The organism is Tardiphaga sp. vice304 (assembly GCF_007018905.1).
In the GTDB taxonomy this organism is placed as follows: Bacteria; Pseudomonadota; Alphaproteobacteria; order Rhizobiales; family Xanthobacteraceae; genus Tardiphaga.
In genome coordinates this window covers 83,820-98,534 of the sequence record NZ_CP041402.1, presented here as the reverse complement: position 1 = coordinate 98,534, position 14,715 = coordinate 83,820, and the positions used below count along the sequence as shown (strand labels likewise).

Below are 14,715 nucleotides of genomic sequence, written 5' to 3'. Positions count from 1 at the left end.
CAAAAAGGCCCTCCAGAACGTGAAGGGCCTCGATGGATGTCGAGCCTTGATGCTTTACTCCGCCGACGCCGCTTTGGCGGCTGTCGGCGTCACCCGCCACACCACATTGCCGACGTCGTCAGCGACCAGCAGCGCGCCCTTGCCGTCGAGCCTGAGGCCGACCGGGCGGCCCTGCGCCTCGCCCTCTTTATTGACGAAGCCGGTCAGCACGTCCTGCGGCTTGCCGGCAGGCTTGCCGTTTTCGAACGGCACGAAGATCACCTTGTAGCCGCTGCGCGGCTTGCGATTCCATGAGCCGTGCTGGCCGATGAAGGCGCCGTTCTTCATGCTGGCGGGAAAGATGTCGCTGGTGTTGAACGCCAGGCCCAGAGACGCGGTATGCGCGCCCAGCGCATAGTCCGGCACGATCGCCTTGGCGACCAGATCGGGTCGCTGCTCCTTGACGCGGACATCGACGTGCTGGCCATACCAGCTATAGGGCCAGCCGTAGAATCCGCCATCCTTCACCGAAGTCATGTAGTCCGGCACCATGTCGCTGCCGATCTCGTCACGCTCGTTGACGACGACCCATAATTCGCCGGTCTGCGGCTGCCAGGCGGGACCGTTCGGATTGCGCAAGCCGGAGGCGAACACGCGCGATTGGCCGGTAACGCGGTCGATCTCCAGAATGCCGGCGCGGTCCTTCTCCGCCTCCATGCCGTTTTCCGCAACATTGCTGTTGGAGCCGACGGTGGCATAGAGCTTGCGGCCGTCCGGGCTGGCGATGAGGTCCTTGGTCCAGTGGTGGTTGAGCGGGCCGCCCGGCAGGTCGGCGACCTTTACGGCTGGCGCGGGGATCCTGGTGTCGCCCGTCTTGTATGGGAATTTCACGACCGCGTCGGCGTTGGCGACGAAGAACTCATCGCCAACCAGCGCCATGCCGAACGGCGAATTCAAACCTTCGAGAAATGCCGTTTTGGTTTCTGCCACGCCGTCGCCATCGGTGTCGCGCAACAGCGAGATGCGGTTGGCGCTGGGCACGCCGGCGCCGGCGCGCTTCATGATCATCCCTGCCACCCAGCCTTTGATGCTCATGCTGCCCGCCGGCTTCGGCGGCGCGTTGGTCTCCGTGACCAGCACGTCGCCATTCGGTAGCGTGTAGAGCGTGCGGGGATGATCGAGCCCGGTGGCGAAGGCGTTGACGGTCATCCCGCTGGCGGCGGCAGGCTTGGCGCCCTGCGGCCAGCCGGTTGCGGTGGCGATACTGACCGTCGGGACCAGCGACTTGACCGGTTCGACGAGTTTTGGCGCAGCGCCAAAATCCTCGCCAGCCGTCTGGGTGGCTTGCTCGCAGGCCGCCAACGGCAGCGCCAGAGCGACCAGACAGGCGGATAGAACGTATTTGTTGCGCATCGGGTTCCCTCTGATCGCGCTGAGAAAATGCGGCACCTGCGAGATCGTTCAGATCGCATCATGAACTTGGCGTGAGCCAGAATTCTGTCGGCGCGCGGAATGCGCTGGTCGCGGCCGGCCCATGCGCGGCGCAGGCATGGCATCGGTCCCGATCGATGCTAGGAACAGGTGCGCTCGGCCGTCAAGCGCGGGTCGCACGGGGAAACGCATGTCCGAGATCGCCGTTGCCGGTTTGGCCGTGCCGGGCGCTGAAGCGCCGTTGTCAGACCTCGCGGCGCCTGCCAGAAATCCGCTGCTCGGTCACGCGATCCTGCCGACCTTGCTGCGTCTGTCATGGCCTAATGTCGTGGCGCTGTCGGCCGGCACGCTCGTGGTGATCGCCGAGACCTCCTATATCGGCCGTCTCGGCACCGAGGCGCTGGCCGCGATGGCGCTGGTATTTCCGTTCGTGATCCTGACCATGACGATGTCCGGCGGCGCGATGGGCGGCGGCGTATCGTCGGCGATTGCGCGCGCGCTGGGCGCTGGCGACCGTGACCGGGCCTCGACGCTGGCGGCGCATGCGCTGCTGATCGGAATCAGCCTTGGCCTGGTCTTCACCGTCGGCATGCTCACCTTTGGCACGACGTTGCTGGAGCTGCTCGGCGGTCGCGGGCAGGTGCTGTCGCAGGCCGCGGGCTATATCGCGATCTTCTTTGCCGGCGGCGTGATCCCGTGGCTGATGAATACCTTTGCCGCCATCCTGCGCGGCACCGGCAACATGAAGCTGCCCTCGGCCATCACGCTGAACTCCGCAGTGCTGCAGATCATCCTCGGCGGCGTGCTGGGTCTCGGCCTCGGACCGGTGCCGTCGTTCGGCATGCCGGGCGTCGCCGCGGGCTCGCTGATCGCCTACAGCATCGGCGCCGTCATCATGGGCTGGTACGTGTTCTCCGGCCGCGCGCGGGTGCGGCCGCAGCTCGCGGGCTTCCGCATCCAGCGCGGCATGTTCTTCGACATCCTGAAAGTCGGCGCCATCGCCTGCTTCTCGCCGCTGCAGTCGGTGCTGACGATCACGATCTTCACCCACATGCTGGCGCGCTACGGCACCGAGGTGCTGGCCGGCTACGGCGTCGGCGCGCGACTGGAATTTCTGCTGGTGACGCTGGCCTTCGCGGTCGGTGTCGCGTCGGTGCCGATGATCGGCATGGCGATCGGCGCCGGTCGCGTGGCCCGCGCGCGCCGCGTCGCCTGGACCGCGGCGGCGATCTCGTTCGCCGCCGTCGGCGGCCTCGGCACGCTGATCGCGATCTTTCCGGACCTCTGGGTCAATTTGTTCACGCGCGACGCCGCCGTCCGCGCCGCCAGCCAGCAATATCTCGCCATTGCCGCGCCGATGTACGCCTTCATCGGCCTGGCGACCGCAACCTACTTCTCCTCGCAGGGCGCCGCAAAAGTGCTCGGCCCGGTGCTGGCGCAGACCGCGCGGCTGGTCTTCATCGCTGTCGGCGGCTGGTACCTGCTGTTGATCGACGCCGGCAGTCTCGGCCTGTTCTGGCTGGCGGCGGCCTCGATGGTGCTGCTCGGCGTGCTGTCCGCGCTCAGCGTGCTGCTGACGCCGTGGGGGCCGAAGCCGGGTCCGCTGCCCGAGGTGCGCCCGGTTGTGTCGTAAAGTTAGCCCGGCGCGCGCGGCGGCGCGGCGCTCAGCAGTGCGTCGAACAGGTTCGGACGGCGATCGTCCAGCGCACCCTCGATGCCGAGCAGCCGCGACCGCGTGACGATGCCGGCATTGCCGGCGAAGCCCGAGGTATGGCCGGCGGTGACCAGCGTGCGGTGGCACGGCACCAGGATGGCGAACGGGTTGCGGTTGATCGCCTGGCCGACCGCATGCACGGCACTGCCGGCGCCGAGCCGTGCCGCCAGTTCGGCAAAGGTACGGGTCTGGCCGAACGGGATCAGCCGGACGGTGTCGTAGACCCGGCGATGGAATGGCGACACGCCGGCCATGTCGAGCGGTGCGTCGGAGAGGTCGCAGGGCGTGCCGGCGAGCAGCGTGGCGATGCCCTCGATGGCCTGCTCTATATCCTCCGGTGGCCGGGTCTCGCGGACCTCGGGAAACTGCAGCAGCAGCAGCCGCCGTGTCTCGATCTCGCGGACTTCGGGCAGGCGCACGCCGACAATCCCGATCCGGCCCCATGCGATCCCGCAGCGGCCCACCGACGTGTCAAAGATACTGTATGCGCGCGCTGCCATTCCAAGATCGATGCTAGAGCATCGGTAAGGCTGTCGTCATCTGGAATCTGGCGGTCCGGTTAACCGGTGTTGCCGCTGTCCACCCCTCTCTCGGCCGTCATGGCGAGGAGCCCTTACGACGAAGCAATCCAGCTCTTTTCGCGCGTGCGGCCGTCCCACCATCAAGTGACTTGGCGGATCGTCCGGTCTCGGCTAGATCATGGGACGCGAGATGCGGGCGTAGTTCAATGGTAGAACGGCAGCTTCCCAAGCTGCATACGAGGGTTCGATTCCCTCCGTCCGCTCCAGCACTTAGCTAAATTCATCGAGACAGTTTTGCCGGTGGTTTTGCAGGTTCTGTTCGCCGTTTGGCCTCCATTTTCTCGATTCTAGCGTTGATAGCCGCACCCCGGCCAACGTACCGGCGGATGATTTTTTCGACGGACTCCTCCTCCCATGCCAACGTCTCTGCGATCTCACGCATGGTAAATCCGGCGATGTAAAACTTCGTCGCTGCCGTTCCTCTCAGGTCGTTGAAATTAAGATCACGGTCAGATAGGCCAGCGTCGATCTTCGCAGTGTTAAACGAGCTGCCAAAACCGTTTGAGGTCCATGGTCGTCTTCGGCTGCTCGTAAGGACCGTAGTCGAATGTTTCGGAATACGGGCGAGGAGGTCTCGGAGTTCGCTGTATAGAGGGATCATTGCCTCTCGACGATGTCGGCTTTTACCCGTTGAAATGATGATCGCATCTACGCCAACGTGGGACCACGCAAGCCGAAGCAGATCGCTTAGTCGCAACCCAGTGTACCTGGCAAGGTCGATGGCATTGGAAATTTCCGCAGAACAATTCCTTTGGATATGCGTCACGTCAGCATCAGTCCAAATAATTTCCGAGCGGTCATTTTCGTATAGCCGTCTGATACCCTCGCAAGGGTTGCGTGCAACCAACCCAGCATCGACAGCGTGAGCAATGACACGAGAAAGTACCTGCATTCCATAGTCCGCAGTTCGTGGCTTCCCTTGCCATTTGTTGCGCCAGTTTCTGATGATAGGCCGGATTTTATCTAGCCGATCAAATTGCGCTATGCGTAGGTCTCCGAAATGATCGCTGATCTGATCAAGCCATTTGCCCCACCGGTAACGGGTAGAATCGGCTAATTTTTTATAATCACCACTTGCCTTGTAGTTGACCACGACAAAGCGAAAACACTTCTTGTCGGGTGAACGGTGTGCTTCCACCGCCTCATTATAGGACGCCACAAACTCCGGCGTGCCTGGAAGTCCACGCAAGCGAGGGCCACCACGCCAGGCGTAATGATACGTTTTGCCTTTGGCTCGTACCGTCGCAATCCCCTTCAGCTCAAATTTCACAATGCTTCTCCGTGAACATCTTTAGTTCTGCATCGAGTTCGTAGTCGGTTGCGCTGAGTGAAAGGGGTGTCGCTGCCGACTCGATCACGACCGAGCCGTTCGGATGATAAACTATGCGTGGCGAGATGCCCTGCTCGGTGAAGAACCGGAGAGCAAAGTTGAAGTTAGATTGATTCGGGCGGCTTTTTCGGCGGGACATTGCAAGACTCATGCTTCAGCGACGCCCCAACAAGCAACGAGCCGGGGTAGTTGTCAATCGGCAGAAATGCGAGAAGTGCCTGTGCCACAGGGCTAACTTGTTTTCAAAACAAATCGGATCTCTGAACGAAACTTTGAAATAACGATTTTGGCGCTCAGCCAAAATGCATTTCGATCAATGTTTGCAGGCATATTTAGAAACGTGACGAAACGTCCAAAACGCACTTATTTTGATAACAATCGCTGTATCTCAAAATAATGCCAATCAAGCTGCCTGAAAAATATTTTCAGGGCGTGGACGGCCCAGCGCAAACGCCCGCATCAGGACAATGTCAACCAAAGTCTTGACAAATGCTCCGATATACTGTAGTATCTTGATCATCAGCCGAACCGCTAGTTCTTGTATCCGCATTTAGCGGAGCTGACACCGCTCGTCTTTTCTGGACGATGCCAAAGTCGCCTCACATCGCAATCGATGCCTGGCGCAAATCACCCAAGCTGCACCAAACCGATAGTCATCATCATCATCATCATCATTTCAAGGAGACATCTATGTTAAATGCCGAATCGTCGCTCAATCAAGGGGCAACAACAGAATGAGCGTAATCAGCTTTCGTGACTTGCCGCTGTCCCATGAAGTGACTCACCGGATGGCAGCGATCTATCAGTCGAAATTGCAAAACCCAGAACAGGGATCGGCTCTGCTTTCTCTTCTGCGGTCGGTCGCCGTCGATAAGAGCCGGGGTATCTATTGTGCGATGTCGGATAGTGTCGAAATTCCCAAGAAGCTGCCGTTCAGACTGATCGATAAATCGAGTGCCGGTGATGATACGGCGGCTTATTGCTATTTCCTGAATCCGCTACTGATGCCTGAAAAACTAGGCAGTGCCGAGTTCAATATCGGCAGCGCAACAAAAGCTAACTTGCGGCGGACGAACGGTGGATTTCTCGTCGTCACGATTGAACAGGACTGCGCAAGACCCGAACAACTCGATGCGATCATCAGGTTTACGAAGCCAGGAGATACTATCACCAAATTGGACGATTCCCTGCGAATTTTCAAGGATTATAGAGGATGCACGGCTGTCTTTAGCGGTAACAGGTCCGTACATTTTCATTTCGTCTTTGACACACGCCACCTGCTAAATGTTCCCCATGACCATGTATGGATGCAAAGGCTTGCAGATCATCCGGTTCAATCGGCGTTCATGGCGAACGTTCATAATATTTATTGGGACCTGGTAGCCAAAACCTTCTCTGAGGTCGCAAGCATCGAGGTAGAGGTCGATAAAGAACTGCGGAATTTCTCTCAATGGCGTCGTGGCCCTTGGGGACTCAGGCTCGTTGATTCGAGTGAGAATCTTCTCCGGCTGGAGATCGGTCAGCATGTTCCGCAGATCGTTCTATTTGAGAAACTGCGGACAGTCCGTGCCCCTAAAGGCAGCGGATCGTTTGCTGTTGATCCGTCATACGCCCTGCCCCTCAGTCCGACATCAAGCCGCAAATTGGTTTCTCATGTTCCGTCATTCTTCACTGATGATGTGGTACAAAAACTGCTCCCAGAATTTACCGAACGGTGCAGGTCTGAATGGGGCCGTGATTATCCCATGCCAGTATCGCTTGGTCAGGATAACGGGGAATGGATTTTCAACTTCAAGAACCACGAAGGCGATCTAAATCCGTCAACGGTCGTTCGGGGCAACCACTCACGGCTGCTAATCCAAGGCGGAGTTCTTGATGGTACGTTCATTCTACCCGGATCGCTGACGGCTCAGGAAACCGCAAATGACCTTGCTTTGCGGTTCGGCCTCATTTCAGAAAGCCTCAAAATGCCAGACGACACGGGGTTGGTGGAACCCCTGACTCTTCAGCAAAAACTGAAGCGGGGCGTGCCGATGAAGGATCAAATCGAGTCGATAGCAGCCAAATCAATGCTGATCCCGGTCTCAACACGGCCCGTTGACGAATTGAAGTTGCTTTATCGTAATAATTTAAACCATGCCCTTGCACGTGTGGCGGGACTGGACAGAGATGAGCTGGTGGTATCAGGCGAAGGCATCGGGAAGAGTTCATATATTGCTCGGCAGTTCGCCAATGACGCTCTTGATACGGCGATGAGTTTCACGGACGAACGACAAAGGTTCTTTTGCTTTGCATACCGCAGCGTCGCCCAAGCGCAAGAGAAGGCAGCAGATTTCAGCAGCCCGACACGTTTTGCAATCGTCATTCAGTCGTTCTGGAAGCATTACAGGGCGGCATGTGCACAATGCGGCGTTGATCCGTTACAGGCGGATAAATTTGATCGGCCGTCAGACATCAACTCCGTGCTACGCACGATTCTGCATCAGAAGAAGGACGTGTACGATACGCTAGAAAGTGTGCGGCAAAACTTGTGGATGCGAGACGGGGTACTTCGGTTTGATGCTGGAAAAACATTCATCTTCACGTCGCATCAGACCGTGAAAACGTGGACGACATCACGTCTAACAAAGACTTGGTACCATCCGGAGTTTAGGTCGCTTGATGACACCCAAGATAATGAGGCGTTGCGCAGAGAGATGTTACTACAACACGTCGCTTACGACGATCCCGAAGCCACCGATTTGTTGCACGTCATTCCCGGTGCGTTGTTTGACCACCTGCGCTCTTCCGAAGGAAGCGCATGGCGCAATTTATCGACGGTCCAAAAGAGGAGCCAATATCGAAGCGCCGTCCGCAAGAACATTTTAACTGACGAGACGTTTAAGACCTACGACGGGCTGCGGCATCTGAACTTGGCGGGCTTCGATCAATACGCTGTCGATTACGAGGCTATGCCCTTCGGTCACGAAAACTCGCCTGAGTCAATTTACAGGGGCCAACACGGCGAGCGGTATTTTATTCGAACGCAGGATTGGGCGTTCAACTCTCGGGTCCAGTGGACGTTTTTGACCACGGAACCGTTGGTGGCCGAAATGATCTCGGCGGCATACCGCAAGCGTAACAGGACGTTGATGCGTTTTCAGTTGGACAATCTGCCCGGTGTCTATCCACTCCGCATCCCGCTGTCCTACGATAACCGTGCCAAAGCAACGTCGGTCACTGAGCTGGCGGCTGAGATCAACGAGCGTGATCCTAATGCGGTCGTTATCGCTGATGGCCTTGGCAAAATGAAGGGTGCGAGAGCGATGTCGTTCCAAGCGATGAAGGGGCTCAATAGCCTCGCACATAACAATATCGCAGTTATCGTGCAGCACTTGGCTCCGGAGGTGTAGCGCGTCAATCTGGATGGGAAGCGCGACAATCAGGATGGCAATTTAGCGGTCGCGGCGTGGGGATGATTGTCGCGGCCTGACGATAACGCAAGTGATAATTGCGTGTCGTGGAGTTGATTGTCGTGGAGCGACAATCAGGATGACGCTTTGATTGTCGCGCGCGTTGGCGGCCTTCCGGCTCCGCGGGCTTTGTCGACAGCCTCTTTTCGGCGATAGCTGTCGACATTCATTTCGAGGATCGTGGCGTGGTGGACGAGGCGGTCGATCGCCGCCAGCGTCATGGCTTGGTCCGGGAAGATTTTTCCCCATTCACCGAATGGCTGATTGGCGGTGATGAGCATTGAGCGGCGTTCGTAGCGGGCGCTGATCAGTTCGAACAGAACGCTGGTCTCGGCTTGATCTTTGGTCACATAGGCGAGATCGTCGAGGATCAGCAGATGATATTTGTCGAGCTTGGCTATCGCGGCTTCGAGCGTGAGGTCGCGGCGCGCGATCTGGAGCTTTTGCACGAGATCGGTGGTTCTGGTGAACAACACGCGCCAACCCTTTTCGATCAGGGACATGCCGAGCGCCGCTGCCAGATGCGATTTGCCGCCGCCAGGCGGGCCAAAACACAACAGATTGGCGCCCCTGTCGAGCCACGCGTCACCGGCGGCGAGAGCCTGCACCTGCGCCTTTGAGATCATCGGCACTGCATCGAAGTCGAATGCAGCGAGGGTCTTGCCCGGCGGCAGGCGGGCTTCATCCAGATGACGTTCGAAGCGACGACGGTTTCGCTCCACCATCTCCTGTTCAGCCAGGGCCGCCAGGAAGCGGGCGGCGGGCCAGCCTTCCTTATCGGCGGTTTCCGCCAGGGCGGCCCAGATCAGCTTGATGCCGGGCAGACGCAGTTCGCTGAGCAGCAATTCGACACGGGCGGCGTCGATCTTGACGGTCGCGTTCATGCGGCTTCTCCCACAGCCGCGGCAATCTGGTCGTAGATAGCGAGCGAGGGCAGCGTGACGACGACGACCGGTAGTGCCATGCCCTTCGGTCGGAAGCGTTCGATCAGCGCCTTGAGATCCGGCAGGATGCCGTCGTCGAGCGTGGCTTGCAGCACGGCACCGAGCTCCGCCTCGCAGGCCCGTTCATGTGCGAGCGCCAGAAGCCCGACCATGGCACGGCAGGCTGGTCTTTCGCCAATGCCGGCGAGCAAGGCGTCGAACGCACGGGCGTAGACGCGGCGGGGGAACAACTGGTCGCGATAGACCAGATTGAGCAGCGCCATCGGTTTGCGGCGCAGCGAATGGATGACATGGCGATAGTCGATGACGTGGCCGTGTTTGCCGTTGGGCTGGGTTCGCCCGCGTCGCAAGGTGATGATGTGCGTGGCGCCCTGGAAGCATTCGAGCCGGTCGTCATAAAGACGTACGCGCAGCCGGTGACCGATCAGGCGGGATGGGACCGAGTAAAACACCTTGCGCAACGTGAAGGCGCTGGAGGTCGTGACGTCGACGTTGACCTCCTCATAATCGGCGGTCTTGCGCACCGGCAGTTTCTTCAGCGCCGTCCGCTCCTGATCGATACGCTTGGCATTGCGCGCGTTGCCGCGGCCAACGATCTCGTCGACAAAACCCCGCCAGGCCGCAAGATCGTCGAAGTCGCGTGAGGCACGCAGCAGCAGGGCATCGGCCAGCGCTCTCTTGAGATGGCCATGCGCACTTTCGATCGAGCCGTTCTCATGCGATACGCCGGGATTGTTGCGGGTCGGCGTCATGCCGTAATGGCCGCAGAACGCCTCATAGCGCGTCGTCAAATCCTCCTTGGCATCGGCTCCGAGATTGCGGAACGCGGCCGACAGGCTGTCGCTGCGGTGCTGCTCCGGAACCCCGCCCAGCGACCACAGCGCGTTCTGCAAGCCTTCCGCCAGCGCGACAAAGCTTTCGCCACCGAGCACGACGTGGGCGTGTTCGAAGCCGGAGAAAGGCAGCCGGAAGTGATAGAGCCGGCAGTCCAGCAACTGGCCCGCAATGGTGACGCCGAGATCGGCGACCTCGGTGAAGTCCGACAACCCCATGCGACCCGGCGGATGTTCCTGACGGAAGATCACCTCCCGATCCGGCCCGTTCACCGCCCGCCATGCCCGAATGCGCCGCTCGAGCGTCCGCCGCGTTCCAGAACCCAGTTCCGGATGCCGCCGGCATAGTTCCTCGAACACGGCGATCGGCCGCAATCCGGGGGCGGCCCTCAGTATCGGCAGAACTTCGTTCTCCCAAACGTCGATGAACGGATCAGCGCGGCGGCGTTCGCGGGGCGACTTCTTCTGGGTGGGAAGTCGGGGATCCTTTTCGAACCGGTAGGCGGCGGAGGTGCTGAAACCAGCCTTTGCAGCGGCGACGGCTGGCGAATGGTTGCGACGCAAGCTCATGAAAAGCCTCATTTGTTGATCGGTGACATGCCGGCCGGCCAAAGAATTGGTCCTCTCAAAGGAGAAACCCGATCTTTGACCAGCCGCCGTTACCGCCAAATGAGGCCCGTTCGGGCGACACGCCGCTGCTGGGCTGCCTCCGGTCGGGCTACGCCCTCCCTTCGTCACCCCAGCAGCGGCGCATTCTCATCCTGATTGTCGCGGGATTCTCATCCTGATTGTCGCGCTACACCGGAGGTGTACGCCAAGCTGAATGTTCTTGGGCAATGGGCCGAGCAACCGTATGCAATCGCCATGCATTATGCAGGCATTATGAATCAGGCGGTCGGACGAAATGCGGGATTCCGGCAGAAAGACGGGACTAAAACCGTTATGTTTGCCACGACCGGACTGATAAACCTGATCGGCTCGGATTTGGAAGCCGTCAATCACCGGATGATCCTTTATCCCACCGCAGAAAAGTATTGGTGATCCGGTAGCGGCTCGGCGCAACACCCGTTCACGCCCCCCCCCCTCCTGATAAGGTTGAGTCCTTATATCTTATTAAGCGGAAGCCTTATGGGTGGGGGGTATGGGATCGGGTGACTTCATGTTGCGCCGGACAGCGTCCGCCCGGTGACGGATCGGGCGGTCCCAGACACCGGGACCGAGGCTGGGACGGAAAACACGCTACGGCAGCTTGCAGGCCAATGTGGACGCTACCCCGTCCAAGCGCGCCTCAGAGAGTTCTACGGCCTCCTACGTGGCTCCTAGGCCGTCCCAGGCTGCATTAAAATCGAAAAAACGGAATGCAGCCCGTTGTTGCGAACCCATCTAACCTGACGGCGTAAAAATTTCTGGCTCATTGAGACTTCGAAAAGCTGTCGGCCTACTCGGCAACTCGTGTTAGACGACTCACTACCCTAATACCTCTTTTGGGCCGACCATCTTGATTGAGGTCCGAGCCTTAGAATCATATTACGGAAGACTTTCAGCGGGCCGTTTGGCAAGCCGATGAGCGCAGCGTCCGACCATCTCCTGACGGCGCAACCAGTTTCGTCGTCAGAACTCCGATGGAACTCGCCGACTTATCAATTGTTATTGAGCGTTGGAACAACATCAGGAGGAAGCAATGATTTCGAAGGTACTAGGGTCCGGACCCAATAACTGGATTCCCATGATCGTTCGTTCGTGATTCACTGCCTCATCGAGGAGGCAATGAGATGGCGGATTTCTTTTGGTTTTCCGATACGCAGTGGGCTCGGATCGAGCCGCTGCTTCCAACCGACGTGCGCGGTAAGCCCCGGGTAGATGATCGTCGTGTGCTGAGTGGCATCGTCCATGCCCTTCGCTGCGGCGGCCGTTGGGTCGATTGCGCCGACGTCTATGGTCCGAAGAAAACGCTCTATAACCGGTTCGTCCGCTGGTCAGAACGCGGCATTTGGGAAGGCATATTCAGCGCGTTGGCGGGAGCGGCAGATGTGCCGGGCCGGCTGTTCATCGACAGCAGTTGTATCAAGGTCCACCGCTGTGCGGGCGGCGGAAAAGGGGGGCCTTGGCTCATGGTATCGGCCGCACGAAAGGCGGACGAAACACGAAGCTCCATGCCGTCTGCGACGAGAAGGGCCGCCCCTGCGTCCTGCTCCTGACGCCCGGAAACGTGCACGATTGCAAGGTCGCGCAGCTCTGCATCGGAGCGATGCCACCCTCTGCGGAACTCGTCGCTGACAAGGGGTACGATAGCCAGGCACTGCGGGAATGGCTGGCCGAGCGTGGCACCGAGCCCGTCATTCCGCCCCGCAAGAACCGCAAGATCCAATACGAATATGACCGCGCGATCTACAAGCAGCGCAACGTCGTCGAGCGCATGTTCTGCCGCTTCAAAGATTGGCGACGCATCGCAACCCGCTTCGATCGGAACATCAAAAACTTCATGGGAGCCATCAGTCTCGCCGCCGCAGTCATCTGGTGGCTGTAGTGAGTCCGGACCCTAGCAAGTGCATTGCTCGGAACGGTCCTTTTTACCTCCGCTGCCGGTGCGCAAACCGTAAATAAAGATCAGTCAGACAAGACAGTCTCATCCCATAAGGACGGAGAGTGGCGCTCTTCGAAAGTCATCGGCCTGAACGTATATAATGACGCCAAGGAAAAGGTTGGCGAGATCGAGGAAATCATCATCGACAAATCCGGTCGTGTGGCGAACGTGGTCCTGGGCGTCGGTGGCTTTCTTGGGATGGGCGAGCATTATGTCGCCGTCCCGATGGACAAACTGAAATGGGTGAACGAGGCGGTTAGCAACACCAACACGGCCGCCACTTCCACAGTTGCGGAAAACAAGCCGACCGTCGGGACGACCGACAAGGGTACGGTCACGGGCGAGGTCAACCGTTCCAACCGGCCGATGCGGGCCGGAAACGAAATGTGGTACCCAGATCATGCTATTTACAATGTGAGCAAGGACGAACTGAAAAAGATGCCCCAGTTCAAGTACAACTAACGAAGGACGCCCTACTTAATGTAGGGCGTTTCCTTTATGGCTATGTTCTGGGAACGATAGGATCAGGCCAAGGGCAAGTTCACGTTGGTTGGCGGAATAATGAATTCGATGCTGCAACGTTTCAGGGATTGGCTGACGACGCTCAGCCCTTATCAATCGCTGGTCGCAGTATCCCTGCCGCTCATGATTGTCTAGCCGCTGAAAATCGTCGCACTGATCTTGCGGGAAAAGGTCACTGGTTGGTGGGAACTGCCATCATGATCAGCATGCACGGAGCGAGTCTCTTCGTTGTTGATAGGCTCTTTAATGTCGTGAAGCCTCAATTGCTCTGCCTGAAATGGCTTGCCATACTTTGGGAAAGGTGGCTTGCCGTTCGCCAATGGATCATTTCTGTCGCAAGTACGTCTCGTTAAGACCCCCTCGGCGCACCTCGTGTAGAATGATGGCTCATCAACAAAATGTCATTATCATCCCATGCTCTCTGGGCACCCCTTTCGTTCTGACCGAACGAGTAGGCTCGGGCACTATGAAACGGCATGAGCGTTGCGTGGCCGGACGTGGGGATAATTTCGGATGGGGTTATCTTCGTGTCTATTCTGCTCAAATTCCGCATATACCGAGCATGTCGAACAAAGCTAGAAAAAATCCCCCGGTTATTGGCCCGGGGGATTCTTATTATCTGCTAGGCCGGTACGTATTCGATCCAAACATCCGTGACAATGACATCTGTTGCTGGATACCAGTAGTAGATCACTTCTGTACCCGTATCGAACCCATAGCCATAATAGTAGACATCAACCTGTGCGACCTGAAAGTCCCCGTTCGCCGCAAGCTTCACGTTTCCGCTTTCGAGACCAGCCATTTTCTTTTTTGTTTTTACTTTTTGGACGGGCAAGCTCCCTGCACTCATGTTCACAACTTTTCCGTTGTTGACCTCTGCGATGGCAGTTTCTTTGCCGACCTTTCCAACCTCGTGCTTTCCGTTTTGCTTCAGTTTGGCCCCTAGCGCATCGTGCGCATTGACGTGCTTATGCGGGCCTTTCGCTATCGCAACGCCCCCAATTGCTAGGACACCAACGACCGCAAGAACTGACATAAGTGTGCGACGACTGAACATTTTATTCTCCCAATACCGAATCAGCAGCGGCTTCTGCTGTTGAGGGGTAATCCGAAAATTGGCTATTATTGAGGCTCCAAAAGGCGGAGGCGCTCTGACCGGCTGACCGGCGTTCGTTCTCAAGGAATCTAGGGCGACCGATTGTCGTCGCTGGTCCCCGTTTGGATATGCGTTGATAAAATTCCGACAATGGATGCTCGGGAGCATTGCGGCCATCGACACTTTCTCGAAAGCTGCAATCCAGGGTAAAGGCTCTGACAGCTAGAAGTCGAGCGTTCACTTCGTGAT

13 protein-coding genes and 1 tRNA gene are annotated in these 14,715 nt (G+C 58.3%); 6 read left to right on the top strand and 8 right to left on the bottom strand.

Features of this window, described 5'->3' with window-relative positions; translation table 11 throughout:
• Positions 1 to 54 precede the first annotated feature (54 nt).
• Positions 55 to 1,392 carry a PQQ-dependent sugar dehydrogenase gene (locus FNL56_RS00395; RefSeq protein WP_143571128.1) on the bottom strand — a complete coding sequence of 446 codons (1,338 nt, stop codon included), beginning with the start codon at positions 1,390 to 1,392 and terminating at the stop codon, positions 55 to 57.
• Between the two features lie 208 nt (positions 1,393 to 1,600).
• Here FNL56_RS00395 and FNL56_RS00390 point away from each other — a divergent pair, with 208 nt between their 5' ends.
• The gene (locus FNL56_RS00390; protein ID WP_143577344.1) at positions 1,601 to 3,043 is read left to right on the top strand and encodes an MATE family efflux transporter; all 1,443 of its coding nucleotides are present in this window, start codon (positions 1,601 to 1,603) and stop codon (positions 3,041 to 3,043) included.
• Positions 3,044 to 3,045: 2 nt separating this feature from the next.
• On the opposite strand, the gene FNL56_RS00385 is transcribed toward FNL56_RS00390, so the two are convergent.
• Positions 3,046 to 3,543, bottom strand: coding sequence for a methylated-DNA--[protein]-cysteine S-methyltransferase (locus FNL56_RS00385; RefSeq protein ID WP_368039325.1), 498 nt, complete (start codon positions 3,541 to 3,543; stop codon positions 3,046 to 3,048).
• Between the two features lie 294 nt (positions 3,544 to 3,837).
• Here FNL56_RS00385 and FNL56_RS00380 point away from each other — a divergent pair.
• A tRNA-Gly gene (locus FNL56_RS00380) sits at positions 3,838 to 3,911 on the top strand.
• A gap of 14 nt (positions 3,912 to 3,925) precedes the next feature.
• Here the strand turns inward: FNL56_RS00380 and FNL56_RS00375 are convergent.
• Positions 3,926 to 4,978, bottom strand: a complete 1,053-nt coding sequence (locus tag FNL56_RS00375; RefSeq protein WP_143577322.1) for a tyrosine-type recombinase/integrase — start codon at positions 4,976 to 4,978, stop codon at positions 3,926 to 3,928.
• A complete protein-coding gene (locus FNL56_RS00370; protein ID WP_143577321.1) occupies positions 4,965 to 5,174 on the bottom strand; it encodes a hypothetical protein in 210 nt (69 codons plus the stop codon). Before FNL56_RS00370 ends, FNL56_RS00375 begins: the two co-directional genes overlap by 14 nt.
• 595 nt (positions 5,175 to 5,769) lie before the next feature.
• Between FNL56_RS00370 and FNL56_RS00365 the strand changes: the two genes are divergently transcribed.
• A complete protein-coding gene (locus FNL56_RS00365; protein ID WP_143581713.1) occupies positions 5,770 to 8,427 on the top strand; it encodes a hypothetical protein in 2,658 nt (885 codons plus the stop codon).
• Positions 8,428 to 8,561: 134 nt separating this feature from the next.
• On the opposite strand, the gene istB is transcribed toward FNL56_RS00365, so the two are convergent.
• Together istB and istA are read right to left on the bottom strand one after the other, a co-directional pair.
• The gene (gene istB / locus FNL56_RS00360; protein ID WP_143581712.1) at positions 8,562 to 9,371 is read right to left on the bottom strand and encodes an IS21-like element helper ATPase IstB; all 810 of its coding nucleotides are present in this window, start codon (positions 9,369 to 9,371) and stop codon (positions 8,562 to 8,564) included.
• Positions 9,368 to 10,876: an IS21 family transposase gene (istA, locus tag FNL56_RS00355; RefSeq protein WP_143581710.1), complete on the bottom strand. Its 1,509-nt coding sequence runs from the start codon at positions 10,874 to 10,876 to the stop codon at positions 9,368 to 9,370. Before istA ends, istB begins: the two co-directional genes overlap by 4 nt.
• Before the next feature lie 195 nt (positions 10,877 to 11,071).
• Between istA and FNL56_RS00350 the strand changes: the two genes are divergently transcribed.
• Positions 11,072 to 11,305 (top strand): hypothetical protein, encoded by a 234-nt coding sequence (locus tag FNL56_RS00350; RefSeq protein ID WP_143581709.1) that lies wholly within the window; start codon positions 11,072 to 11,074, stop codon positions 11,303 to 11,305.
• A gap of 704 nt (positions 11,306 to 12,009) precedes the next feature.
• On the opposite strand, the gene FNL56_RS28090 is transcribed toward FNL56_RS00350, so the two are convergent.
• Positions 12,010 to 12,156, bottom strand: coding sequence for a hypothetical protein (locus tag FNL56_RS28090; protein ID WP_246661574.1), 147 nt, complete (start codon positions 12,154 to 12,156; stop codon positions 12,010 to 12,012).
• Here FNL56_RS28090 and FNL56_RS00345 point away from each other — a divergent pair.
• Together FNL56_RS00345 and FNL56_RS00340 are read left to right on the top strand one after the other, a co-directional pair.
• A protein-coding gene (locus FNL56_RS00345; protein WP_441351309.1) for an IS5 family transposase occupies positions 12,088 to 12,791 on the top strand; the annotation gives its coding sequence in 2 pieces (ribosomal slippage) (positions 12,088 to 12,369 and positions 12,372 to 12,791; 702 coding nt in all). The genes FNL56_RS28090 and FNL56_RS00345 overlap by 69 nt on opposite strands.
• Before the next feature lie 24 nt (positions 12,792 to 12,815).
• Positions 12,816 to 13,310: a PRC-barrel domain-containing protein gene (locus FNL56_RS00340; protein ID WP_143581707.1), complete on the top strand. Its 495-nt coding sequence runs from the start codon at positions 12,816 to 12,818 to the stop codon at positions 13,308 to 13,310.
• Positions 13,311 to 13,992: 682 nt separating this feature from the next.
• Here the strand turns inward: FNL56_RS00340 and FNL56_RS00335 are convergent.
• Positions 13,993 to 14,427, bottom strand: coding sequence for a hypothetical protein (locus FNL56_RS00335; RefSeq protein WP_143577316.1), 435 nt, complete (start codon positions 14,425 to 14,427; stop codon positions 13,993 to 13,995).
• Positions 14,428 to 14,715: the final 288 nt, after the last annotated feature.

Excerpts from the sequence above, each read along its gene's own strand:
- FNL56_RS00370 (WP_143577321.1), bottom strand. The coding sequence starts at position 5,174 with ATGTCCCGCCGAAAAAGCCGCCCGAATCAATCTAACTTCAACTTTGCT.
- FNL56_RS00390 (WP_143577344.1), top strand. The coding sequence starts at position 1,601 with ATGTCCGAGATCGCCGTTGCCGGTTTGGCCGTGCCGGGCGCTGAAGCG.
- FNL56_RS00365 (WP_143581713.1), top strand. The coding sequence starts at position 5,770 with ATGAGCGTAATCAGCTTTCGTGACTTGCCGCTGTCCCATGAAGTGACT.
- FNL56_RS00395 (WP_143571128.1), bottom strand. The coding sequence starts at position 1,392 with ATGCGCAACAAATACGTTCTATCCGCCTGTCTGGTCGCTCTGGCGCTG.
- FNL56_RS28090 (WP_246661574.1), bottom strand. The coding sequence starts at position 12,156 with ATGGACGATGCCACTCAGCACACGACGATCATCTACCCGGGGCTTACC.
- FNL56_RS00335 (WP_143577316.1), bottom strand. The coding sequence starts at position 14,427 with ATGTTCAGTCGTCGCACACTTATGTCAGTTCTTGCGGTCGTTGGTGTC.
- istB (WP_143581712.1), bottom strand. The coding sequence starts at position 9,371 with ATGAACGCGACCGTCAAGATCGACGCCGCCCGTGTCGAATTGCTGCTC.